Source organism: Flavobacterium sp. CS20, assembly GCF_018080005.1.
Taxonomy (GTDB): domain Bacteria; phylum Bacteroidota; class Bacteroidia; order Flavobacteriales; family Flavobacteriaceae; genus Psychroflexus.
Map to the genome: position 1 here is coordinate 112,908 of NZ_CP073015.1, position 22,012 is coordinate 134,919.

The following is a 22,012-nucleotide window of genomic DNA, read 5'->3' on the forward strand; positions in this document are numbered from 1 at the left end:
GATACAATTTTCTCTTATTTTTGATGTTAAAAACCATTTAAGACCGTTAATATTATGCGCGTAGATAAATTTTTGTGGTGTGTTCGGCATTTTAAGACAAGAAGTCAAGCTACAGTAGCATGTAAAAAAGGTCATGTTTTAGTAAATAATGATAAAGTGAAAGCGTCCAGAGATGTTTATCCTACTGATACAATACAAGTTAGAAAAAATCAAATCAATCATTATATTGAAATTATAGATATTCCAAAATCAAGGGTTGGTGCAAAACTGACTAATATTTATATTATTGATAAAACGCCTAAAGATGCGTTTAAGTCACAAGAAATGTTAAAATATTCTCAAAATTATTACAGAAAAAAAGGTTTGGGAAGACCAACAAAAAAAGATAGACGAGAGATTGACGAATATTTAGAAAAACCTAAAAATAAAGAAATAGATGATTGACATTCAAAACTATTGGGAAGAACGTTACAAAAAAGGTAAAACAGGATGGGATATGAATCAAGTCTCTCCACCTTTAAAGAATTACATTGATCAGCTTAAAGACAAATCCTTAAAAATTTTAATTCCTGGAGCAGGTAATGCCTACGAAGCCGAATACCTATTCCAAAATAACTTCAAAAATGTTACTGTTGCTGATATTGCTAAAATACCTTTAAATAATTTTAAAAACAGATTGCCCAACTTTCCTCAAGATAATTTGTTACACATCGATTTCTTTGATATCAATGACACTTTTGATTTAATTATCGAACAAACTTTTTTCTGTGCTTTGCCACCAAAAAAAAGACCAGACTACGTTAAAAAAATGCATGATTTGTTGAAGCCTAATGGCAAATTAGTGGGATTGTTATTTAATTTTCCATTAACCGATGAAGGACCACCGTTTGGTGGTAACATAAATCAATATCAAAACTATTTTGAAGAGCTGTTCTGTGTTGAAAAGCTTGAACCTTGCAAAAATTCTCATCCAAAACGACAAGAAAAAGAATTGTTTTTTATAGGGATTAAAAAATAGTTTATGAATTTTAAAACAGGCTTATAAATATTGATTGCTACTCAAAATACTATTTCAACGTCTCATAAATATTCCTCAAAATACCTGCTTGCCACTTTTGGTTTGGCAAATTAAAAATATTGACTTAAAAAAGGATGTTATGGTGATGTTGAAATTTTATTTTTTTTGACATATAAAACTAATTCTATCTAAAAACATAGTATTTAGCGATTATAATAGCGAATTATTATATTTGTGTTAAGATAAAAAGAACAATTAAAAATATAATTGAATCTAAAATTGGAAGAGGTAAAGCTATAATGGTTATTGGACCACGCCAAGTTGGTAAAACAACTTTAATTCTTAAAAATGAAGATTTTGCTTTCTTTAATGGAGACGATCCCATTGTCAGGGCAGAATTAGATACTCCAAATATAAAAAGAAATAGAAAACATTTTAGCAGGAAAGAAAACTGTCTTTATAGATGAAGCTCAACGCATTAAAAATATAAGCTTGACTTTAAAAATTATAACCAATCAGTTTAAAGATCTGCAATTATGAATAAGTGGTTCATCATCGTTTAATTTATTTAATGAACTCAATGAACCTTTAACTGGAAGAAAATGGGAATATGAGCTTTTTCCTATAAGTTGGGAAGAATATGAAAACCACGTTGGTTATTTAGAATCAAAACAAGATTTAGAAAATAGACTTATTTATGGGATGTGTTTAGAAGTCATTAATAATAAAAAAGGTGAAGAATAAAATACCTCGATTTGTTTAGACCATTATCAGTTGATTCTTAGTTGATTTTTTAGGTCGCATTTTTATATTTTTCAATTGGTTTTTCATTGATCCCTTGATGTTTTTTATTGTGGTATTTATCCATCCATTTTTTTATTCCTTTATATAGGGTTATTCCATCCTCAGCTGGGTTAAGATATATATGTTGATACTTTATGGTTCTCCAAAAGCGTTCGATGTAAATGTTATCTAAAGCTCTTCCTTTACCATCCATACTGATCTTGATGTTCTTCTTTTTAAGTAGTTCAACGTATTGTAAGCAAGTAAATTGGTGCCTTGATCTGAGTTTAGTATTTCATACCTTCCGTTAGTCTTAATAGCTTGTTTAACGACTTCTATGCTGGCTTGAGCACCTAATGTATTAGATAGACCCCATCCCATAATAGCACGGCTATAGACATCTATAATCGCAGTTAAGTATAAATCCTTTTTCCATAGGGATGTAGGTAATATCTATCTCCCAAACTTGATTTGCTTTGTTAATATCCAGGTTCTTCAATAGATAGGGATATACATATTTTTTCTCGCCTAAGACCGTTAAATGTCGCCTTGGGTAAATAGGACGTATATTTGCTTTACGCATTAATCGTCTTACTCGTTCATACCCAGCTATTATACCTTGATCTAATAGCATAGACTGCATGGTCAAAACCCCAGCTGTTGGTTCTTCTAAGATATGTTTATCCATGATCTGCATAATCTCAAGGTTTTCCGGTTTCTCTCCAATAGGCTTGTAATAAAGACTACTTCTGGTGATGTTCATAAGTTGACATTGTTGTCTTATACTTAATGACTTATCTTCACTACTTAAAATTAGTTCCTTTTTCATCCCAACAGATCCAACTTCTTCAAGTTTTTTTTTAAGTAATCCCATTCTACTTCAAGCTTGCCGATTTTTGCATAAAGTTTGTCTAAATCAACATGTTCTTCTTTGGGTTTAGGTGATTTTTTATCAAAAACATCCTTTGATTTTTCTAAAAACTCTTGTTTCCACTGACTAATTTGGTTTGGATGGAGTTCAAAACGTTCTGCTAATTCAGATAAACTATAACGCTCTTTTAAAGCTTCTAAAGCGACTTTTGATTTAAATTCTGATGTGAATTTTCTTCTTGATTTTTTCATATTTTTCATTGTTTAAAGTTAATAAATTTTCAACTTAAACAATGGTCCGAATTTGTCGAGGTATTATAAATATCAATGGCTTTAAAAATAAATAATTAGATTTTTCTAGATTTAATCCTTATGTTTTATAAATATTAGTAAGGCCATAAATATAAGACCTAAGCCAAAACCCATGAAAATAAACAAATTATCTTTCTGAACCAATTTATCAATAAAAAAACCTACTGCCATTAGTCCAGCGATTAACAAACCGCCAATCATCCAAATTTTTTTCATAAAAAGTTAAGAATTTAAAATAATATATTGTATGTTAGAATGAGAAGTATCTAGGTTTAAAAAGTTGTTAACCTTATCATCAATAAAAGCACCTGCAGGAAAAGATTTTAAATTATAAGAATTAGTAAGCAACAGTATATTTTGTGCGAGATGACCACACTCTAGAAGAGCAAACCTATAAGATCTTTCCATATATTTAAATGACATTTTATTCATGTTCGAAACCAAAAAAACTATGAAGGATGATTTTTTTATTTCATTCTCCAGAGTAGGCATCGCAGATTCTAATTTATCAATTAAATTTATATTTTCTATTTCTGATAGAGAGTGTCTCTTTGGATTATAGTAGTAAATTCCATTATCCAACTTCTGCACATTATTAACATATACATACATTTCAATGGGATATAAACCACCACCAGAAGGATAAGGTCTAAAAGCCCAATTTACACCATCACCATATTTCATTATAGAATTTTCTTTTGCAGAATATTTTAGAATATCAGAAAAAACTTCTAATTCACATTCTTCACCATCAAAATTTCTATTTGATCTACGTGTGACTATCGATTCTTGGAGTGATGTTTCATTTTTATTGTTATTATCAGGTAATGAAACTTCATTATTTTTACTACCAGCACTTAAATAAGGTTTTGATATCACATTTCTTATCTTAGTGTCAGAATTTATCAAACCTATCCAAGAATATAATTCAATATCATTTTCTCTCAATTTAGAGCTTTCGTGATATACATTAAATTCATAATTATTTTCCATTTTTTAAATTTTAAGGATAAGGATGTGGAAATATGTTTTCTTCTGTTTTCAATCCTAGTTTCTTAGGTATTTTTTTATATCTAGAATTACCGAGAAAAGGAAATCTAAAATCTCCCTCCATCGTTTCAAACTGAGGAATTAATATTTTCACAACATTTAATTCACATTGTTTAATATCTACTGATGTGACATCACAGGCATAGCAGTCTAAATCATTATTACTTAATTCTTTAAATATATGTTTTAAATTGTCATTTACTGAATTCATATTTTCGTTTTCTAAATCTGAAATATTTAATTTAGGACCATTGTACAAGAATTCAAAAACATGATTAAAATCTCCTGTGGAGTATAATAACATTCTGTCTTTGAAGGAATTTATATTAGAAAAGTCATCTTTAACTTTAAAAATTTCGTCTTTAGAAAACTCACCCCATTTTAAACCTTGAACCATTTCTAGCAAAGTTTTTTTTACGGCAATATTTATATCATGATGACAAGCACCTCCACAATAAACTTCTGGATTTTCATTTAAATCATTGTCAGTTTTATATACAAGTCCAAATACGCTGTGGACGTCTAAATCCATTTTTGTATAAAAAAGTTCATAACGTAAATTTTTTCTTTTAAAGTTTTTAATATAAGTATCAAATAATTTTGAATTTTCGTCAATTATTAATCGAGGGATTTTCAATTTGTTTCTCCAGCAAATCATAAAAGCATCTCTTTCAATTAACTCATATATTCCTTTTAGGATGGCATAATTAAAGTTACCATCACAAGAAGCTCCCGTTGATACTGAAGGATATAATACCACTTCACCTTTTTCTTCAAAGGATCTTTTGAAAGGTAAATAAACAGAACAAGCAGGTACATATATTTCCTTTTTATTTAATAAATCACTTGATAAGACCCAAGAAATAAGACTTTTTTTAGTAAATTTTTTGAAGGGTATTGATAGAAATTGATTATCAGAAAATAAATTCCAATCATCAGGGTTTATTAAATCATATTTTTTATGTAGTTTTTCATACGATCCAAAAACTAAACATCTTTTATCTATAACACTCAATGCATATCTTTCAGCACATTCTCCTAGAGTAGAATAGTATGCATCATTATAGGTTAAACCAGCTCCAGAACCATTAGAACCCATATTATTTGAAAAACCAATTTTAGAGGTATCACATAAATCAGATGCTAATACAAATACATCAGGGTCTAATAATGAATTTTCAGTTTCAGCAATAAAATTTACTAAACCTGTTACTCGACTAAATAAATCTTCAATGCTTAAATTATCCCTTGCCATAATTTTCTTTTTGGTTTTAGAGGATTTGAGCTACAAATTTTACAGCTAGGGTTTTTCAGAACTGGATGATATTTAATTAGTCCACTCAAGAAATTATGGTGTGCGACTCTATTTTTAAGACTAATAGGTGCTATTCCAGTTAAATTTTTAATTACTTCTAAAATTACAATATCTGAACCAAGACTAATGTTGAAGAATAGATTAGGATTAATTTCTGAATAATTTTCTCCAACAACTGCTTTTTTTCTATCAATTAAGCATAAAGAACACGAAGTTTCATTTGATAAATAAAAGGGACCAATTTCTAAACCAAAATTATTGTTAATTACAGGAAGAAAAGAGATGTTGTTATCATTGCAATATTGCAAAACTTCAATTAATAAATTTTCATTGTATTTTTCAAAATTAAATATCAATAAATCAGCTTCTATATTAAATAAAAATTCTTCAGTAACTTTAATGTCATTGATACCAATTAGACGCAGTTTGTCGTTAAGGCTAGTAATCAAATTACTATCACCTAGTAAAATAATTTTTGATTTAGACAATTTTTCTTGACAATTTAGACCATATAATAAGTCAAAGTAGCTGTTTTGCTTTTCTTCTTGAGAAAAAAGAGAAAAAGTCTTTATCTGATTAATATATTTATCAATTTTTTGTTCACTTAAGACATCACTTTTTAATATTAATTTATCTTTAATTAAATTTTTTGAATTAAGTAAGACAAAAAGTGAATTTATTTTACTTAATTCAAAATTTTTAGATAATAGTTCGGTATATATATTTTCAAGTGAATTTTTACCATTAAATAATTCAATTAATAAATTAATGTCAAAATTTATTTCATCAAGATTACTAAGTATCTCATTTTTTTCTATGTATGGATATCTGATCATTTATTTTTCAATTTCTGCTACTGTTGAAAGACTTAAAGTGAATGATGTTGAAGTTGTTGTACAACCATTACAACAAGTACAACTACAACACCAAGAAGCTTTAATCGCAGATGTTTGTGTTTTGGTAGCTATTGCTAATGAAAATTTCTCAACTAATGAGGTTTCTAATAGCATACTTTCTTTATAATTTCTAGGATAACCTTCTGTGTATTTATCATTAAGAAATTCGCTAAGACTATTATATATAATAAAATTAAAATCTTCGGGAACAATACCAGCATTAATATTATTTTCCTCCTTTAGACCTATATCTTTTATTCTTTCAGATAGTTCTTTAATGTCATATTGTTCTAATTCATCTCTATTAACCTCAAACATGAGGTCAACCTCATTTTCTTTTGTTAAATAATGTAACTTATAATTGCTTATTACAAAAGGTTTATGATTTACTAAAACTTCAGTTGCTAAAAATGCATACCTATCGTTATTTATAAACGCTATTATCCCAATTGCTTTATGATTCTCATCTCTATCTAAATCTAAAGGCACGAGACTCGGAATTATACAAAATAAAGATGGATTGGGATTATTCTCTACAGTATTATCAAAAGTCATAAACGCTTTTGACCTTGAAAAAATAAATTCAGATCCTTCTCCTTCGAAACGTTTTAATAAGGATTGAAACTCTTGTTTTGACTCAAGTTGAGTTTTTATAATTTCCAAATTTTGTCTGCCGGTAATTGATAAGTCTGCTTTTCCATAACAAATGCTTTTAGAGTTAATAATATATTTAAACTTTTAATTAGAAGTTTCTTTTAAAAGGTATTCAATTTGTTTTTCCGAATGATATTGAGATTTTGTTTGTGTAATTTTCAAAAGAGCAGAATTATGAGTTCTATCAAACCATACATAAGTAGTAGTTAACATTTCACTTGTGGAATTGTACTGCTCGACCTTATTTTCTTGTTTTTGAGTTATGTTTATTCTTAATACATCATTTATTTTTCTATCTGGAAGAATAAGCGTTCCGTAACCATCCGCTTCAATTGTTACATTTCCATTGCCAGAAAAATTTAATCCATTTACATTATAAGATGAATTATAATTCTCACCTAATTTATCACCATAAGAGAATGGTCTTTGGGCAATCAACATTGGTTTTGTATATGAAATTTCTAAATTATGTTCATTACTAATAAAACCGACCAAGAAAGTTTTATTTTTATCTTTGTTTAGAAAAACGTAATCTCCATTTGAATATTTTTCAACTAGATTAGACTTCGGGAAGTTTTTAGATTCTGGTACCTTTCTGGAATTTACTATTTCTTCTATAATTTTATTTTTCTTAGGTTTAAGTTTAGAAAAATCCCACGTAACATTTTCTCCAGTATCTCCAGAGTAAATACTATCTATTTCGCAATCTTGAAATATAAGAGTTGTTCCTGATTTAAAATTTTCAATATTTTTGAAGTTGTTCTGACCATTACTAGTAAAAAAAACCAAAAAGAATAAAAGTTGAACAAGGCAAAAAACCTTACCTTTTTTTATCTTTAAATAAATATATTTGAAATTCGACATCGTAACCAAAATAATGAATTTAAATATAAATATAAAAATAATAAAAGTATTTTTTTAACTAAATATTAACTTTTTAATTTTAAAAAATCAAATATTCTTTTTACTAGCAGGATGTTTTTTTTATTCTGACTAACGTAAATTAAGTTGCTGTTTTACAGATATTTGCATTTAAGCCTAAATCTTCATTAGTTAATCCAAATTTAGCGATTTGTTTCCTCATTCTTTTGGCTATGCCTAACTTTCTTTTTTGATCGAGGAATAGATATTCTTTTGGCGGTTTATAAGGTTCTTTTTTTGTAACCATATTCCATATGATTACACCCAATTTTCTTGCTGTTGCGCTTACTGTCGCTTGTCTTCCTTTTCTAAATGCGACACGCTTAAAGAAATCAGACAAGTGTGTATCTTTTAAATTTCCAATAGAATTAGTCGCTTGTCGTAATGCTATTTTTAATCTATTACTCCCTTTAGGAACTTTTGAACTAAGCACTTTACCGCCTGATATTTTGTTGTTTGGTGCTAGTCTTAACCAAGAGACAAATTCTTTTGAAGAATTAAACTTTCTAAATCCTTCCGGACCTATCTCTACCATAATACTAAGTATTGTAGCATGACTTACGCCTTCAATGGCAAGCAGATCCACACCTTCAAAATACTGATAAGCTACTTGATTAAAATCCTTTATTTTGGGAGCATTCTTATTTTCTCTTTTATAAGGTTTTGGATTGGTTTTTAGTTTTTTTAATTCTGGATTTGTGTCAAGATGCTTTTTTATGAATTGGTCTATCTGTTTATCGCAAGCCTTTAATTGTTTTTGTAAAAACTGATAAGTTTGAAATTCTTGTTTTAACCCAAAAAGAAAGTCTTCCTGTTATTGCCATGGAGGGCTTTTGCTATTTCTGCCTCAGACTTTCGGCAATTGTAGTGCCGATGCTTAGCAAGTTCATTAGGGTCTAAATTTCCTTTGCAAATATCTTCTATGATTTTAAGACCTGTAAGACCACAAATGTCTTTAACTACAACATCAAGTCTAAAATTTAAAAACTTAAGTACTTTTGCATTTTTCTTGAAGTCAGCCACGCTTGATGTATAATATTGCCTCGCTGACGTGCATAAGTTCTAAGTATTTCAGTCTGCTGGTCAGGCAAAAAACTACTTGTAAGCAAACCTAATGCATGCAGTTTTTGAATCCATCTTGCATCTTTAACATCTGTTTTTTTACCTTTTGCGTGTTTGGTAAATTTTCCATTGCATAAAATAACTTCAAAATCATGCTTGATGAGTTCTGTAAAAAGATTTTGCCAATAATCTCCTGTGCTTTCCATGGCAACTGAGGTAATGCCATAGCTTTTTAGGTGTTGACAAATTGCAGTAAGATCTTCTGCATAAACCCCAAATTCTTTTACATCTTCTAGGGCTTGTCCAACTGCTACAAAGTGAGACCGACTTCCAATGTCAATACCTGTCTGCATGTTGGTTTACAATTTCCATTTCTAACTTTTTCTTTCTTGCCATAATTGAAAAATATTTAAGTATTAAACAAAAAAGATCCTAAGGAAATGTATTTTTGTATTGAAAATTATTCTGAACGGGGTCTGCGAATTATCGTAGCCACCACTGAAATTATCAACAAAGCCCTGAGAAGAGTCGGGGCTTTTTTACATTTCAACCAGAATGAGCACACGGGCTCTATCTCAAGCACCATTTGAAAAATCGGTCTTACAAAGGATCATTACAAAAATAATAACCAATATTTTATCGGCATCGTTAGCAATAGAAATTAATCGAGTTTCTTGATATGGGGAATGAAGCTCAACGCATTAAAAATATAAGCTTGACTTTAAAAATTATAACCAATCAGTTTAAAGATCTGCAATTATGGATAAGTGGTTCATCATCGTTTAATTTATTTAATGAACTCAATGAACCTTTAACTGGAAGAAAATGGGAATATGAGCTTTTTCCTATAAGTTGGGAAGAATATGAAAACCACGTTGGTTATTTAGAATCAAAACAAGATTTAGAAAATAGACTTATTTATGGGATGTATTTAGAAGTCATTAATAATAAAAAAGGTGAAGAAAAGGAAGTATTAAAAAATCTAATCAACAGCTATTTATATAAGGATATTTTAGCACATGCCAAAATTAGAAAACCTGAAGTTCTTAAAAAACTTTTTTAAAAACCTATAATGCTGAAAGTAAGCTTATTAATCGTGATAATTTCAGAGAATTTGTAATTGTTTAATCCGGTTCATTTCTTTCAATAAAACATTGTTCTCAAATTCACTAAAGCTACATCGTTAATTTACTAATTCTCATAATATATTGGCATTAAGTAATTTTCAACAAAAGTTATGTATTGGTTTACTCCAAAAAATCACAAGTTTAACTTTGTTTTCTATGTTAAAATCCTAAATAGAACATCAGTTATATTTTTAAATTTAATTCACTAATGCGTTTTTGTCATACTTTCAGGCGTGCAAATGATAAAATTGGCAATGCCTTTATTTTCTTCTGTTAAGGTGTTAATACTATCTTGTTCAACTGAACCAATAGTAATAATTTTGAGTTCTGGTTTTTTGTTTTTAAGATACCACGCTATGCCTTCAAAGTTATTAGAGTGATAGGTGCCGTTGTAATGAATAAATGTTTGTCCTTTTTCCCAACTTTTAAGTATGAAATGAGCCATCGTTGCATCTTTAATGGCTTGTGCTTTGGGTAAATTTTCGCCACCGTGGCCGTGAGCCATTTCAGTCATTTTTTTATAATTAGGCAATTCAGCATCATAACTTATGGGTAAAGGGGCGAAATATTTTTTGCCTTCTACGCTAATACTATCTAAGACTTCAAATCCATTTTTATAAACCATATTGGCATATCGTCTTGGAATATTGGTAGCAACAAATTTGAGTTGATGTTCTAATGCAAAATCAACTAAGGGTTGATAATCGGTTTTATTATTAGTCCAAAGTTTAATTTCGTTTTTAAGCGTTTTGTAATCAAATTTTCCTGACAGGTATTCATCTAAAACATACTGATTGTCCGCTTCAAACATTTCTGCACCAAGAACTAGATTTTCGTTGATTTGCTCATAAACATCTTTGGTCAACTCATATTGCAACCAATGATTGATAGGATTGTTGTGTAATTCGCCAAATAAAATGATATCGGCTTTTTTAACTTCTTGAAGTAATGTTTTGTAGTTCGTTTTATTTCCTTTTTCATCAAAGAGTTGATAAGCAGGTTTATCTGACACAAAACTTGATGATATAATTAGCACTAACAACAAGGCAATCCATTTAAATCTCATAATGTTATTTTTAAGAAAGGTAAATATAAAAATTCTATTTCAAGAATATTTTTTAACTTTCTAAAGTTAGGGATGCGAGTGCTGTAAAGCAAAAATATGTCGAAAATGCCGTTGACGCTTTATTGGCTGGAGAAAAACCTAAAACCACATCGACCAAAGCGATTGTCTGTTCGATTAAGACCTTGTAGAATTAATTACTGTATTTTTTTTCAGATTTAATGTATTTAAATACAGCATCAGCACAGCGTTCACCATCGATAGTCGCAGATACTATTCCACCGGCATAACCTGCGCCTTCTCCACAAGGGAAAAGACTTTTGAATTCTATATGCTGTAAAGTTTCTTTATCTCTTGGTATCCTCACAGGTGAAGATGTTCTGGATTCGGGTGCTAAAATGACCGCATCTTTATGGTCAAAGCCTTTCATTTTTTGGCTAAACTTTTTAAAACCCTCGCGCAGTCTTTTAGTTATAGCTATTGGAAAAATCTCATCCATTTCAACCGAAGTGGTTCCGGGGAAATAAGAGTTTTTCGGTATTGATACAGATTTTCTTTTGGCTAAAAAATCCTGAAGCCTTTGGGCAGGCACGCTTTGAGTTCCCCCGGCGAGTTGCCAAGATTTTTTCTCTATGTGTTCTTGAAATTTTAAACCCTTTAAAGCGCCAAATTCTTCAAAACCTGTGAGTACTTCATTATCAACTGTAACGACTATTCCAGAATTGGCGTAAGGATTATTTCTCTTAGACGGCGACCAACCATTAGTCACTACTTCGCCATCTGCTGTTGCACAGGGTGCCACTATTCCGCCAGGACACATACAAAAAGAATACACGCCTTTGTTATCTACCTGCTCTACCAGACTATAGGCTGACGGCGGTAAGTATTCACCTCGATTTGGGGTTTTGTATTGGATTTGATCTATTAAAGATTGCGGATGTTCTACCCGCACACCCATTGCAAAAGGTTTGAATTCTATTTTTATCTTTCTGTCGTGTAAAAGATAAAAAATATCTCTTGCTGAATGGCCTGTGGCTAAAATACAAGCATCGGCATACATATTTGTTTTATAATTGACCTCAATACCAAGGATGTGTTTATCCTTAATTATAAAGTCAGTGAGTTTGGTATTGAAATGAATTTCACCACCATAATTGAGAATTGTTTCCCTTATTGCAGTTATAATATTTGGCAATTTATTGGTACCAATATGAGGATGAGCGTCAACAAGTATATCCTGACTGGTGCCGTGTTGAACAAAAGTTTGCAATACAGCGTTTATAGATTTTTTATGACCAGATCGTGTGTATAATTTACCATCTGAATAGGTTCCAGCTCCACCTTCACCAAAACAATAATTAGATTCTGGATTGACGATATGCTCTTTATTGATTTTAGCTAAATCTCTTCTTCTGGATCTGACGTCCTTTCCGCGCTCAACAACAATAGGCTTTAAGCCATATTCCAAAAGTTTAAGGGCAGCAAAAAGTCCAGCATATCCACTACCTATGACCAAAACTTGTTTAGACTTCTCTGTAACTTGTTTGTAATTTCTAACTTGATTATCTTCCCAAATGACACGTTCATTATTTAAAGCATAAGCCAATCTGATTTGATATTTGATTTGTCTGGATCTGGCGTCTATTGAGCGTTTTAAAATTTTAAAGGCTGAGATATTTTTTTCACTCACTCCGATTTTTTTAGCGAGTACTTTTTTGAGTTCTTTTGTGTTATGAGCCACTTCAGGATTGACTCTAATATCTACAGTATGAGGTTTTGATGTCATTTTTAAAATAAAATGCAAATGTAGGGATTTCAATCAGGTTTTGAATTGAAATTATTATGGGCGCTTATCTCCTAATGAATTCATTAAAGTTTTGAAATTACGATCTTAAATTTCAAGTATTTTAAATGAACGTAGCTGTTTGCAAGGCAACTTGAGTACATTTGCAATCAGAAACCAAAGAACTTATGACCAATAATGACGTATTAAGAAGGTCGCACTATACTTTTAATTATTCAGATGCGGAAATGATTTCCTTTTTTGAACTTGTAGATGTTACAGTGAGCAGGTCTGATGTCAGTGCGTGGTTAAAAAGCGATAATGACAACGGATTTACAGCCCTTAACGATAGCTATTTGGCGGCTTTTTTGAACGGGCTTATCGTCTCACTTCGGGGAGAAAAAGACGGAAAAGCTCCAGTCATTGAAACCAGCCTGACCAATAACGATGTGCTGAAGAAACTTAAAATCGCCTATCAACTTCAATCTGATGAGATTTTAGAACTGTTTAAATTGGCTGGCAAATCACTGAGTAAACCCGAATTAAGTTCTTTTTTACGACGTTCAGACCATCCAAAATACAAAGAGCTGATGGATCAATACCTGAGGAATTTTCTGCTTGGGCTTCAGTTGAAGTATAAAGGCGGTTAGGGTATTATAGTAGATTTTAACAGTTTCTACAGTATTAGTTTAGTCTTGTATTTATTCCTTAATTTAAATTTTGTACAAATGTACAATTTGTGTAAATTTATAATATGAGCAGATTAAGCATTGAAATATCCTCTGAACAACACCAAAAAATTAAAGCCTTGGCGACCTTACAAGGAAAGTCTATCAAAGACCTTATTCTTGATAAACTCATAAATCCCAATGCTGTAGATGAGCAGAGGGATTGGAATAAACTTGAAGAACTCTTACTTTTCCGCATTGAAAACGCACAGGTATCTCCAAAATCCTTAAAAGAAATTACAGATGATGTTTTATAATTCTATTCAATTTCAAGGCATGACAAATCCTTGAAATTTTCATCATTTAGAAATTTCTCAATCGTATTCTTATTTTGCATCATTAACTTTGCAATCTACTTGGTAGTCGAATTACCTGTTCGTATCCATATAATTTTTGGAGGATGTCCGTTTATTAGGCTAATGTCATAAAAATCCGAATCAAATGTGACGATAGAATACTCGTTTTTACGGGCATATTCCCAAATATCAGTATCTTCACTATTCATTAATTCACAATCAGATACGTGTTTACAATCAGGAAATAGGTCACTCAGTATTTTTATGATTCGAAAAGAAATGTTTTGATCAAAAAGCAATTTCATGAGGCATGCTGAAGTTTATGTTCTCTATCGGTCGCATAGGCTAAACAAGCTTTTATATCTTCAAAGGTCAATTCAGGGAAATCATAAATAATTTCATCAAAAGTCATTCCAGAGGCTAACCACCCAAGTATATCAAATACAGTTATTCTGGTATCTCTTACACAAGGCTTACCAAATCTTTTATTTGGATTTCTTTTAATTATAGATTTATAATCAAGCATAACTTTTGGCTTTTTACAAATATAACTAATTTAAAAACATATCCTATATTATTGGCTTACTGGGAGTCTGAATGTAAATGACTTAATATTTTGCACACCAAACTAAAATCCTGTTTAACTCTACGAGTGTTTTACAGTATCTTGCAGGCTTGTTTATTTTAAACCAATCATTTCACCTCATAAAACACAAGCTTAGAATCCCCAAAAACCGTATGCGTTTGCTTTTGAAAATCTTCTGTTTTGGCTTTAAAGATATTATCTACATAAGTCTGCGGATTCATATCGATTAATGGAAACCATGAACTTTGAATTTGAATTTGAAGTTTGTGCCCTTTTTTAAAGGTGTGGTTGATGTCCTGTAATTCGATATTAACTTGAGTCTTTTTGTTCGGTTGAAAGGGTTCTGGTTTTTCAAAACTGTTTCTGAAACGACCACGCATCACTTCACTTCTGACCATCATATGGTAATTACTCATTTTTAAATGGTCTTGTACTTCTTCCGTGTCTTTGGCATCGGCAGGAAAAACATCAATCACTTTGACAACCCAATCGGTCGCGGTTTCTGTAGTTGAAACATTCAAGTTAGCAATGATATCGCCTACAAACTTCATATCTTCTTCTAAAACTGCTGTTTCATACACCAAAACATCAGGTCGGCGTGCAGCAAATCGCTGATCGTCTGTCATATATTTTCTTGGTGTAAAAACTACCTTGATATCTTCTGAATAGGGAACGGGTTTTTTAGGATCACTCACAAAAGTGTTTTTGAACTTGGGATTTGCCGTTGATGTTAAACTTTGGTTTTCGCCTAAAAAGAATGTTTTTTCGGTTGTGTTTTGTGGAGGCCAAACTTGATAGGCGTTCCATTCTTTTTTGCCTGTATCAAATATTTGGGCTTCAGACAATTCATCTACGTTACCTTTATCTTTTAAAAAGTAGTTGAAAAACGGCGTTTCAATGTCCTTTTGGTAATTATTTGAAATATCATCACCAAAATAGACATTACCAACGGCTTGTCTTTTTCTTGTACTTGCCCATTGTCCATGGCTCCAAGGACCAAACACAAAAATATTATAAAAGTCGTTGTGTTTTTCAATTTCGGAATAGGTGTGTAATGGTCCGTATAAATCTTCAGCATCAAACAACCCACCAACAGTCATTACAGCAGGTTGAATATCAATTTCATCAAGATGTTGGATAATACCACGCGATTGCCAAAACTCGTCATAATTTGGATGCTCTTTCAGTTGTTGCCAAAACACATTGTCTTCGCCATAAAATTTATCGAGTTTACTCAAGGGCATATTTTCTAAGAAAAATTGGTATTGATCTTGAGTGCCAATATTTGGAAATTTATCGGCATACCAAGCCTTGTCAGTTGGCTCGTCTTTCATATATCCAAAAACGGTTGTGGCTAACCAATAGCTTAAAAGATAAGCGCCGTTGTGATGAAAATCATCAAAATAAAAATCACCAATTGGTGCTTGTGGAGAAACCGCAGTCAAAGCTGGGTGATTGGATAACAAGCTGTAAGTGGAGTAAAACCCAGGATAGGAAATTCCCCAAACGCCGACTTTACCATTGTTGTTTTCTACATTATTGACGAGCCATTCTATGGTGTCGTAAGTATCGCTGGCTTCGTCGATTTGTTTGCCTTTTTTATTAGGAATATAAGCACGCATATTGTCATAAACACCTTCACTCATCCAACGGCCACGCACATCTTGATATACAACGATGTAGCCTTCTTTCATTAGATGTTCATTGGGACCGATGCGTTTTTTGAATTCACCTTTGCCATAAGGTCTTGAACTGTAAGGTGTGCGTTGCATCAAAATAGGAAAATCTTGCGACGTATCTTTTGGGGAATAAATTGTGGTATGCAAATTTATGCCATCTCGCATCGGAATATCGACTTCAGTTTTTGTATAATTTTGTTCAACATAATTATCTTGAGCTACAAGGATAGAAATGTTTAAAAGAAAAAGAATTGAAAACGAAAAAGCTTTAAAATATCGCATGGGTAAAATTTTATGGAGCTAATATAAACTTTAGATGACCAAAATTCAAAAAAGTTTAATCTAAATATAACTTATGTGTTATTGACTTTATGATCTAATCATTATAACAGTTTGTTTTTCTATAAAATAGTTGGTGTATTATATCAGTACTTCAGGATCCTCAAAAAAAGAAATATTTTTCGGAACAAGATACGAGACATCTCACGTCTAATGTGGGAATATTGTCGCTCGAATAATGGCGAATAATGTTCTAATGCATAATTTGGCTACGATTTTAAGTAGGGTGAAAATTTATCTCTTAGCACTTTTAATTTAGGTTCAATAACTAATTGGCAGTAGCGATATTCTGTGTTTTGATTGTAAAAATCTTGATGTTCTGGAGTGGCTTCATAAAATTCTGACGCAGGTTTGAGTTCTGTAACAATTTTATTATCAAAGGTTTTTGAATTGAGTTGTTGTATAAGACGTTCAGCGATTTGTTTTTGTTGTTCACTTGTATAAAAAATTGCACTGCGGTATTGCGTGCCAATATCGTAACCTTGACGATTTAATGTAGTTGGGTCGTGTGTAGAAAAGAAGACATAGAGCAAAACTTCGTAATCAATGATGCTTTCATCATATTCTATATGAATAGCTTCTGCATGACCTGTATTGCCCATCACTACTTCACGATAGGCAGGATTTTTAATATCGCCACCAGTAAAACCAGAGCGAACTTTTTTAACACCTTTAAGCCGTTGAAATACAGCTTCCGTGCACCAAAAACATCCATTAGCAAATATAGCGTCTGTCATTAATTCTCTATTTTGTTGAACAAATGTATTTAATAATTAAACAAAATAATGTTTTTTAACGTATTATTAAATGATATGTTTTGATTTCGTCCAGCATATTTAATTTGAAATTGGACAGTTTATCATTTCTATTTTTGTGAAGTTAAAAGTTGGCTTATAAGGTTATAAGTTATAAAAGCAACCATAGCAACCATAGCAACCATAGTATCAATAGCAACAATAAAACCGCTATCATCAACAGCATTTAATAAAACGTGAATTTAAGTTAAGAATTCAACATTCCAACTAAATATTTACTTATTTTGTAGTTATGAAATTCAATCTTAAATCCGATTTTAAACCCACAGGCGATCAACCACAAGCCATTGCTCAACTGACTCAAGGTTTGCAGGCTAATGAACGCTATCAAACCCTTTTGGGTGTAACGGGCTCTGGCAAAACTTTTACCATGACTAATGTGATAGAGAATGTTCAAAAACCAACTTTAGTTCTGGCACATAATAAAACTTTGGCTACTCAACTCTACAACGAGTTTAAAGAATTTTTTCCTGACAATGCAGTGGAATATTTTGTGTCTTATTACGATTATTATCAACCCGAGGCTTTTATTCCATCATCCAACACTTATATTGAAAAGGATTTATCCATTAATGAAGAAATAGAAAAATTGCGATTAAGCACGACCTCATCTTTATTGTCAGGTCGTCGAGATGTGTTGGTGGTGGCTTCGGTAAGTTGTTTGTATGGTATTGGAAATCCTTTAGAGTTTCAAAAAAATGTCATCACTATAGAAGTTGACCAAGAAATTTCAAGAACCGAATTATTAAAACGCTTGGTGCAGAGTTTGTATTCGCGAACAACAGCAGAATTTACCCGAGGAAATTTTAGAATCAAAGGCGACACCGTTGACGTCTTTCCAGGTTATGCAGATATTGCTTATCGCATTCATTTTTTTGGTGATGAAATAGAAGAAATAGAAGCTTTTGATGTGCAATCTCACGAGATTTTAGAACGCTATGAACGCTTGAATATCTATCCAGCTAATATTTTTGTAACCTCACCAGAAAGACTAAATTCGGCTATTGACCAAATTGCTTTAGACTTGGGCAAGCAAATTGAATTCTTTAAACATCAAGGCAAACCGCTTGAAGCCAAACGAATTGAAGAACGCACCAATTTTGATTTAGAAATGATTAAAGAACTCGGCTATTGCTCAGGCATTGAAAACTACTCACGCTATCTTGACGGTAGAAGTCCAGGCTCACGACCGTTCTGTTTACTCGATTATTTTCCTGATGATTATTTAATGATGGTAGATGAAAGTCACGAGACCATTCCACAGGTTGGTGCCATGTTTGGCGGTGACCGTTCTCGAAAAGAAAACTTAGTAGAATACGGTTTTAGATTGCCAGCAAGAATGGATAATCGACCTTTAAAACTTGAAGAATTTGAAGCCTTGCAAAACCAAGTGGTTTATGTAAGTGCTACGCCAGCAGATTATGAGTTGCAAAAAACCGAAGGCGTCTATGTTGAGCAAGTGATTCGACCTACAGGTTTATTGGATCCGACTATTGAAGTGCGACCGAGTGAAAATCAAATTGATGATTTGATTGAAGAAATTCACGTTCGTGTAGAAAAAGACCAAAGGGTTTTAGTCACAACCTTAACCAAACGAATGGCAGAAGAATTGACCAAATATTTGAGTCGAGTGGATATCAAAACCCGCTATATCCATTCTGATATTGACACTTTAGAACGTGTAGAAATTATGACGGATTTGCGAAAAGGAATTTTTGATGTTTTGGTTGGTGTAAATTTGTTGCGTGAAGGTTTAGATTTACCAGAAGTTTCACTTGTTGCCATTCTCGATGCTGATAAAGAAGGTTTTTTGAGAAGTAATCGAACGTTGACGCAAACCATCGGTCGTGCAGCTCGACATCTTGAAGGTAAAGCTATTATGTATGCTGACAAAATCACGGACAGTATGCAAAAAACCATTGATCAAACCGAATATCGTCGTGAAAAACAAATGGCGTTTAACCGAAAACACAACATCACACCTCAAGCCTTAAAGAAGTCCTTAAAGTCAGTTTTGTATAAAGAAAAAGTGTTGCAAAACGACCCTGTAGAAACCGAAGAAAGTCTTAAAGTCGCTGAAGAAGAAATGCAATATATGAGCAAAAAAGACCTTAAAAAGCAAATGACTAAAACCCGAAAAAATATGGAACACGCGACTAAAGAATTAGACTTTATGCAAGCTGCAAAATATCGAGATCAGTTGAAAGTTTTGGAGAAGCAGTTGCAGACCAATGAATAAACATAAAAAAGTCAAAAAAAAAAAAAATGAATTTCTTGATGATTTAAAATTTATACTTATTTCAACCCTTGATTCGCATTATTATCTAATATTTAAGGATTACAATTTATAAATATTAGACAGAGTTTAATTTACAGCCTTGATGGATTTATTATTTCATCTTTTTTTTCAACGTTATAATTTTAATAATTCATCTTTATAATCTTTGGCACAGGTGTATCCTATTTGATAAATTTCATCCATTTTTTTAAAGTCAAAAATTTTATATTTCTCCATTCCTGGTGGAGCTATATACACATCGCACTTGTTTTTTTTATCTTCGGCATTTTTATTTATTACTATTTGAATGGTACGTTCAGTAATTCTTTGATAACTTACTTTTCCTTCCATTTTTGAAATGGAATTGACATTTACTCCTATTACTTTGTCACATTTAGTTTCTATCAAATCTACGGGCAGGTTGTTTAACAAACCACCATCTGTAAGGAAAGAACCATTGTATTCAACGGGTTGAAAAACCAAAGGGACACAACAAGAAGATTTGACCGCAAAGGCAATAGAGCCTTCTAAAAACACCACCAATTTTGCATTGGTAAGATCTGTTGCTGTAATATATATGGGAATGTTTAATTTCTCAATTGTATCATGAGGGATGTACTTTTTAGCAATGTTTGAGAACACTTCTGGAGAAAACAAACCTCCATTGCGAATCAACAAACTATTGCGATTAAAAAATTTTTCGGTTTTGCTTATATCAAATATTTCTTCTGGACTAAAACCTGCAAGATAAAAAACGCCGACAAGTGATCCTGCACTTGTAGCTGAAATTATAGACGGTTTAATGTTTAGCTCATCTAAATATTGCAACACGCCTAAATGTGCAATCCCTCTGATTCCACCTCCAGATAATGTAAGTCCAATTCTGTTGTTCATAAGTTTTATTTTGATTCTGACTAACGTAAAATTATATCACTGTAAATCAGTTATTTATATTTTATTCAACATTTCAATTTTCAATCCAAATTTACTCATTTTAAGTTAGCCGAGGGACTAAAGTTTCTACAAATCTAGGAGGGATTACTGCCAACGGTTTGGCTATGAGTAGTTGCGTGGTTTAGCACTTAACTTTGCAAGTATACACCAAACTGAAAATCCGCGAGGATTTTCAGAAGTAGGCGAGAACAAGCAATTACTTATAGCCGTCTTAAGTTTGATTTTTTTAAAATAAACTAATTTTAGAACATTAATCAGAAAGGCATAAAGCAAGAGAATAAGGTTAATATAGCTGTTGAAGATTTTACTTCGTCAACAATGATAATCCCTGTCGCTTTTCTATCTAAATCTTGTTCAGTTCTATGAGACTTTAGATCTCGATTTTAAGATGTTAAGTATCAGATAGATTTACCTTTCATAAAATAAATATTATGGATAAAAATAGTAAAATTTTCGGAGTAGACATTAGTAAAGATTATTTTGATGTAGTAGATCAAGATAACAATCATAGCCAGTATGGTAATGATGCCCGAGGGTTTTCAAAGTTTCTAGAGCATCTTACTTCAGAAGACCTTGTAGTGATGGAAGCGACAGGTTATTACCATTACCGTCTTGCCCAGTTTTTATCACAACATTCCATTGTCTGCTCAGTTGTCAATCCTCTGTCAGTAAAACGTTTCATTCAAATGAAATTAGCAAAAACAAAGACAGATAAATCAGATGCAAAAGCCATTTGTGAGTACGCACAAGTTAACACTGTTCCTGTTTACAGTCATGTAGATGAAACACAAGCAGAGTGTCTTCAGCTCTTTAGTTTGTTAGATATTTACCAGAAACAGTTGACAGCAATAAAGAACAAACAACAGGGAGAGGAAGCTTTAGGTAGACCATCAAAAGCTGTATATCACTCACTAAACAGAGTGAGAAAAAATCTTCAGAAAGAAATAAATCATTTAGAGGAACAGCTTTTAAAGTTAGTAAAGTTAGATCAGCAGGAACAATTGACATTATTAAAAAGTATACCAGGAATGGGGGTAAAGACAGCTTTGTTTTTAATAGTTATAACAGGTGGTTTTGAGAAATTTGAGACTGCTTCCCAACTGTGCTGTTATGCAGGAATAACACCAACGCATCGTACTTCAGGGAGTAGTGTTAGAGGTAAGAGTAGAATTAGTAAGGTAGGAAATAAAAAACTAAGATATTTATTATTTTTATGTGCTTTTTCAGCATGTAAATACAATCCGGTCTGCAAAGCACTCTACGACAGATTGGTAGAAAAAGGAAAGAGTAAGAAGTTAGCACTATTAGCTGTGGAAAATAAACTTTTAAAACAAGCTTTTGCTATTGTTAAGTCAAAAAAACCTTTCGATGCGGAGCATCGGTCAGTTTTAAAAAAATAAATGATTAAAAATAAAATGATTATAGCTTGTTGAACTGGAAATAAATCTCCTATCGTCGATTTATTTCCAGTTCAACAATGCCA

At 31.8% G+C, this 22,012-nt stretch carries 28 protein-coding genes; 8 read left to right on the plus strand and 20 right to left on the minus strand.

All coding sequences use genetic code 11. The features are described from left to right. Positions 1 to 54: 54 nt before the first annotated feature. The 3 genes from IGB25_RS00490 (at position 55) to IGB25_RS15310 (ending at position 1,762) form a co-directional block, all read left to right on the plus strand. Positions 55 to 444 (plus strand): RNA-binding S4 domain-containing protein, encoded by a 390-nt coding sequence (locus tag IGB25_RS00490; RefSeq protein ID WP_211065705.1) that lies wholly within the window; start codon positions 55 to 57, stop codon positions 442 to 444. After that, positions 437 to 1,018, plus strand: a complete 582-nt coding sequence (locus tag IGB25_RS00495; RefSeq protein WP_211065706.1) for a methyltransferase — start codon at positions 437 to 439, stop codon at positions 1,016 to 1,018. The genes IGB25_RS00490 and IGB25_RS00495 overlap by 8 nt, the downstream gene beginning before the upstream one ends. 540 nt (positions 1,019 to 1,558) lie before the next feature. Continuing rightward, entirely contained in the window at positions 1,559 to 1,762 is a 204-nt protein-coding gene (locus IGB25_RS15310) for an AAA family ATPase (protein ID WP_371815991.1), read from the plus strand. Between the two features lie 49 nt (positions 1,763 to 1,811). On the opposite strand, the gene IGB25_RS00500 is transcribed toward IGB25_RS15310, so the two are convergent. From IGB25_RS00500 to IGB25_RS14580, 13 genes are all read right to left on the minus strand, one after another. Beyond that, positions 1,812 to 2,015, minus strand: a complete 204-nt coding sequence (locus IGB25_RS00500) for an integrase core domain-containing protein (protein WP_211065707.1) — start codon at positions 2,013 to 2,015, stop codon at positions 1,812 to 1,814. Further along, positions 1,991 to 2,182 (minus strand): hypothetical protein, encoded by a 192-nt coding sequence (locus IGB25_RS00505; protein WP_247653553.1) that lies wholly within the window; start codon positions 2,180 to 2,182, stop codon positions 1,991 to 1,993. The genes IGB25_RS00500 and IGB25_RS00505 overlap by 25 nt, the downstream gene beginning before the upstream one ends. 10 nt (positions 2,183 to 2,192) lie before the next feature. Continuing rightward, positions 2,193 to 2,675, minus strand: coding sequence for an IS3 family transposase (locus IGB25_RS00510; RefSeq protein ID WP_211065708.1), 483 nt, complete (start codon positions 2,673 to 2,675; stop codon positions 2,193 to 2,195). Next, entirely contained in the window at positions 2,627 to 2,923 is a 297-nt protein-coding gene (locus IGB25_RS00515; protein WP_211064962.1) for a transposase, read from the minus strand. The genes IGB25_RS00510 and IGB25_RS00515 overlap by 49 nt, the downstream gene beginning before the upstream one ends. Positions 2,924 to 3,034: 111 nt before the next feature. Continuing rightward, positions 3,035 to 3,199: a hypothetical protein gene (locus IGB25_RS00520; RefSeq protein WP_211065709.1), complete on the minus strand. Its 165-nt coding sequence runs from the start codon at positions 3,197 to 3,199 to the stop codon at positions 3,035 to 3,037. Positions 3,200 to 3,205: 6 nt separating this feature from the next. After that, positions 3,206 to 3,976 carry a SagB/ThcOx family dehydrogenase gene (locus tag IGB25_RS00525; RefSeq protein WP_211065710.1) on the minus strand — a complete coding sequence of 257 codons (771 nt, stop codon included), beginning with the start codon at positions 3,974 to 3,976 and terminating at the stop codon, positions 3,206 to 3,208. 10 nt (positions 3,977 to 3,986) lie between these two features. Then, positions 3,987 to 5,288 (minus strand): YcaO-like family protein, encoded by a 1,302-nt coding sequence (locus IGB25_RS00530; RefSeq protein WP_211065711.1) that lies wholly within the window; start codon positions 5,286 to 5,288, stop codon positions 3,987 to 3,989. Further along, the gene (locus IGB25_RS00535; protein ID WP_211065712.1) at positions 5,270 to 6,184 is read right to left on the minus strand and encodes a hypothetical protein; all 915 of its coding nucleotides are present in this window, start codon (positions 6,182 to 6,184) and stop codon (positions 5,270 to 5,272) included. Before IGB25_RS00535 ends, IGB25_RS00530 begins: the two co-directional genes overlap by 19 nt. After that, positions 6,185 to 6,907: a hypothetical protein gene (locus IGB25_RS00540; RefSeq protein ID WP_211065713.1), complete on the minus strand. Its 723-nt coding sequence runs from the start codon at positions 6,905 to 6,907 to the stop codon at positions 6,185 to 6,187. It lies immediately after the preceding gene. A gap of 75 nt (positions 6,908 to 6,982) precedes the next feature. Further along, positions 6,983 to 7,771 (minus strand): hypothetical protein, encoded by a 789-nt coding sequence (locus tag IGB25_RS00545; RefSeq protein ID WP_211065714.1) that lies wholly within the window; start codon positions 7,769 to 7,771, stop codon positions 6,983 to 6,985. A gap of 130 nt (positions 7,772 to 7,901) precedes the next feature. Continuing rightward, entirely contained in the window at positions 7,902 to 8,405 is a 504-nt protein-coding gene (locus IGB25_RS14570; protein ID WP_247653554.1) for a transposase, read from the minus strand. 203 nt (positions 8,406 to 8,608) lie between these two features. Further along, positions 8,609 to 8,842, minus strand: coding sequence for a hypothetical protein (locus IGB25_RS14575; RefSeq protein ID WP_247653555.1), 234 nt, complete (start codon positions 8,840 to 8,842; stop codon positions 8,609 to 8,611). Continuing rightward, a complete protein-coding gene (locus tag IGB25_RS14580; RefSeq protein WP_247653556.1) occupies positions 8,800 to 9,234 on the minus strand; it encodes an IS110 family transposase in 435 nt (144 codons plus the stop codon). The genes IGB25_RS14575 and IGB25_RS14580 overlap by 43 nt, the downstream gene beginning before the upstream one ends. Before the next feature lie 326 nt (positions 9,235 to 9,560). Between IGB25_RS14580 and IGB25_RS00555 the strand changes: the two genes are divergently transcribed. Next, on the plus strand, positions 9,561 to 9,944 hold the full coding sequence (locus IGB25_RS00555; RefSeq protein WP_211065715.1) for an AAA family ATPase: 384 nt from the start codon (positions 9,561 to 9,563) through the stop codon (positions 9,942 to 9,944). Positions 9,945 to 10,213: 269 nt separating this feature from the next. Here IGB25_RS00555 and IGB25_RS00560 read toward each other — a convergent pair whose 3' ends face one another. Further along, complete coding sequence (locus IGB25_RS00560; RefSeq protein ID WP_211065716.1) at positions 10,214 to 11,074, minus strand: ChaN family lipoprotein; 861 nt, start codon at positions 11,072 to 11,074, stop codon at positions 10,214 to 10,216. Between the two features lie 190 nt (positions 11,075 to 11,264). Next, complete coding sequence (locus IGB25_RS00565; protein ID WP_211065717.1) at positions 11,265 to 12,857, minus strand: NAD(P)/FAD-dependent oxidoreductase; 1,593 nt, start codon at positions 12,855 to 12,857, stop codon at positions 11,265 to 11,267. A gap of 185 nt (positions 12,858 to 13,042) precedes the next feature. Here IGB25_RS00565 and IGB25_RS00570 point away from each other — a divergent pair, with 185 nt between their 5' ends. Together IGB25_RS00570 and IGB25_RS00575 are read left to right on the plus strand one after the other, a co-directional pair. Next, a complete protein-coding gene (locus IGB25_RS00570; RefSeq protein WP_211065718.1) occupies positions 13,043 to 13,504 on the plus strand; it encodes a DUF1456 family protein in 462 nt (153 codons plus the stop codon). Between the two features lie 104 nt (positions 13,505 to 13,608). Further along, positions 13,609 to 13,839 carry a hypothetical protein gene (locus IGB25_RS00575; protein WP_211065719.1) on the plus strand — a complete coding sequence of 77 codons (231 nt, stop codon included), beginning with the start codon at positions 13,609 to 13,611 and terminating at the stop codon, positions 13,837 to 13,839. Positions 13,840 to 13,934: 95 nt separating this feature from the next. On the opposite strand, the gene IGB25_RS00580 is transcribed toward IGB25_RS00575, so the two are convergent. The 4 genes from IGB25_RS00580 to msrA all read right to left on the minus strand — a co-directional run bounded on the left by IGB25_RS00580 (position 13,935) and on the right by msrA (position 17,219). Continuing rightward, positions 13,935 to 14,183 carry a DUF5615 family PIN-like protein gene (locus IGB25_RS00580; protein ID WP_247653557.1) on the minus strand — a complete coding sequence of 83 codons (249 nt, stop codon included), beginning with the start codon at positions 14,181 to 14,183 and terminating at the stop codon, positions 13,935 to 13,937. Next, the gene (locus IGB25_RS00585; RefSeq protein WP_211065720.1) at positions 14,180 to 14,404 is read right to left on the minus strand and encodes a DUF433 domain-containing protein; all 225 of its coding nucleotides are present in this window, start codon (positions 14,402 to 14,404) and stop codon (positions 14,180 to 14,182) included. The genes IGB25_RS00580 and IGB25_RS00585 overlap by 4 nt, the downstream gene beginning before the upstream one ends. Positions 14,405 to 14,571: 167 nt before the next feature. Beyond that, a complete protein-coding gene (locus IGB25_RS00590; protein ID WP_211065721.1) occupies positions 14,572 to 16,425 on the minus strand; it encodes a CocE/NonD family hydrolase in 1,854 nt (617 codons plus the stop codon). Between the two features lie 266 nt (positions 16,426 to 16,691). After that, on the minus strand, positions 16,692 to 17,219 hold the full coding sequence (gene msrA, locus IGB25_RS00595; RefSeq protein ID WP_211065722.1) for a peptide-methionine (S)-S-oxide reductase MsrA: 528 nt from the start codon (positions 17,217 to 17,219) through the stop codon (positions 16,692 to 16,694). 310 nt (positions 17,220 to 17,529) lie between these two features. On the opposite strand from msrA, the gene uvrB reads away from it, so the two are divergent. Further along, positions 17,530 to 19,536 (plus strand): excinuclease ABC subunit UvrB, encoded by a 2,007-nt coding sequence (gene uvrB / locus IGB25_RS00600; RefSeq protein ID WP_211065723.1) that lies wholly within the window; start codon positions 17,530 to 17,532, stop codon positions 19,534 to 19,536. A 174-nt stretch (positions 19,537 to 19,710) separates the two neighbouring features. Here uvrB and IGB25_RS00605 read toward each other — a convergent pair whose 3' ends face one another. After that, positions 19,711 to 20,469, minus strand: coding sequence for a patatin-like phospholipase family protein (locus IGB25_RS00605; RefSeq protein ID WP_211065724.1), 759 nt, complete (start codon positions 20,467 to 20,469; stop codon positions 19,711 to 19,713). Between the two features lie 491 nt (positions 20,470 to 20,960). On the opposite strand from IGB25_RS00605, the gene IGB25_RS00610 reads away from it, so the two are divergent. Next, complete coding sequence (locus IGB25_RS00610) at positions 20,961 to 21,929, plus strand: IS110 family transposase (protein ID WP_211065725.1); 969 nt, start codon at positions 20,961 to 20,963, stop codon at positions 21,927 to 21,929. The last annotated feature ends 83 nt before the right edge of the window (positions 21,930 to 22,012 follow it).

What these genes read in the sequence shown, in the direction of transcription:
- IGB25_RS00490 (WP_211065705.1), top strand. Translation starts at nt 55, where the DNA reads ATGCGCGTAGATAAATTTTTGTGGTGTGTTCGGCATTTTAAGACAAGA.
- IGB25_RS00495 (WP_211065706.1), top strand. Translation starts at nt 437, where the DNA reads ATGATTGACATTCAAAACTATTGGGAAGAACGTTACAAAAAAGGTAAA.
- IGB25_RS00500 (WP_211065707.1), bottom strand. Translation starts at nt 2,015, where the DNA reads ATGGATGGTAAAGGAAGAGCTTTAGATAACATTTACATCGAACGCTTT.
- IGB25_RS00505 (WP_247653553.1), bottom strand. Translation starts at nt 2,182, where the DNA reads ATGGGATGGGGTCTATCTAATACATTAGGTGCTCAAGCCAGCATAGAA.
- IGB25_RS00510 (WP_211065708.1), bottom strand. Translation starts at nt 2,675, where the DNA reads ATGGGATTACTTAAAAAAAAACTTGAAGAAGTTGGATCTGTTGGGATG.
- IGB25_RS00515 (WP_211064962.1), bottom strand. Translation starts at nt 2,923, where the DNA reads ATGAAAAAATCAAGAAGAAAATTCACATCAGAATTTAAATCAAAAGTC.
- IGB25_RS00520 (WP_211065709.1), bottom strand. Translation starts at nt 3,199, where the DNA reads ATGAAAAAAATTTGGATGATTGGCGGTTTGTTAATCGCTGGACTAATG.
- IGB25_RS00525 (WP_211065710.1), bottom strand. Translation starts at nt 3,976, where the DNA reads ATGGAAAATAATTATGAATTTAATGTATATCACGAAAGCTCTAAATTG.
- IGB25_RS00530 (WP_211065711.1), bottom strand. Translation starts at nt 5,288, where the DNA reads ATGGCAAGGGATAATTTAAGCATTGAAGATTTATTTAGTCGAGTAACA.
- IGB25_RS00535 (WP_211065712.1), bottom strand. Translation starts at nt 6,184, where the DNA reads ATGATCAGATATCCATACATAGAAAAAAATGAGATACTTAGTAATCTT.
- IGB25_RS14580 (WP_247653556.1), bottom strand. Translation starts at nt 9,234, where the DNA reads ATGCAGACAGGTATTGACATTGGAAGTCGGTCTCACTTTGTAGCAGTT.
- IGB25_RS00555 (WP_211065715.1), top strand. Translation starts at nt 9,561, where the DNA reads ATGGGGAATGAAGCTCAACGCATTAAAAATATAAGCTTGACTTTAAAA.
- IGB25_RS00560 (WP_211065716.1), bottom strand. Translation starts at nt 11,074, where the DNA reads ATGAGATTTAAATGGATTGCCTTGTTGTTAGTGCTAATTATATCATCA.
- IGB25_RS00565 (WP_211065717.1), bottom strand. Translation starts at nt 12,857, where the DNA reads ATGACATCAAAACCTCATACTGTAGATATTAGAGTCAATCCTGAAGTG.
- IGB25_RS00570 (WP_211065718.1), top strand. Translation starts at nt 13,043, where the DNA reads ATGACCAATAATGACGTATTAAGAAGGTCGCACTATACTTTTAATTAT.
- IGB25_RS00575 (WP_211065719.1), top strand. Translation starts at nt 13,609, where the DNA reads ATGAGCAGATTAAGCATTGAAATATCCTCTGAACAACACCAAAAAATT.
- IGB25_RS00580 (WP_247653557.1), bottom strand. Translation starts at nt 14,183, where the DNA reads ATGAAATTGCTTTTTGATCAAAACATTTCTTTTCGAATCATAAAAATA.
- IGB25_RS00585 (WP_211065720.1), bottom strand. Translation starts at nt 14,404, where the DNA reads ATGCTTGATTATAAATCTATAATTAAAAGAAATCCAAATAAAAGATTT.
- IGB25_RS00590 (WP_211065721.1), bottom strand. Translation starts at nt 16,425, where the DNA reads ATGCGATATTTTAAAGCTTTTTCGTTTTCAATTCTTTTTCTTTTAAAC.
- msrA (WP_211065722.1), bottom strand. Translation starts at nt 17,219, where the DNA reads ATGACAGACGCTATATTTGCTAATGGATGTTTTTGGTGCACGGAAGCT.
- uvrB (WP_211065723.1), top strand. Translation starts at nt 17,530, where the DNA reads ATGAAATTCAATCTTAAATCCGATTTTAAACCCACAGGCGATCAACCA.
- IGB25_RS00605 (WP_211065724.1), bottom strand. Translation starts at nt 20,469, where the DNA reads ATGAACAACAGAATTGGACTTACATTATCTGGAGGTGGAATCAGAGGG.
- IGB25_RS00610 (WP_211065725.1), top strand. Translation starts at nt 20,961, where the DNA reads ATGGATAAAAATAGTAAAATTTTCGGAGTAGACATTAGTAAAGATTAT.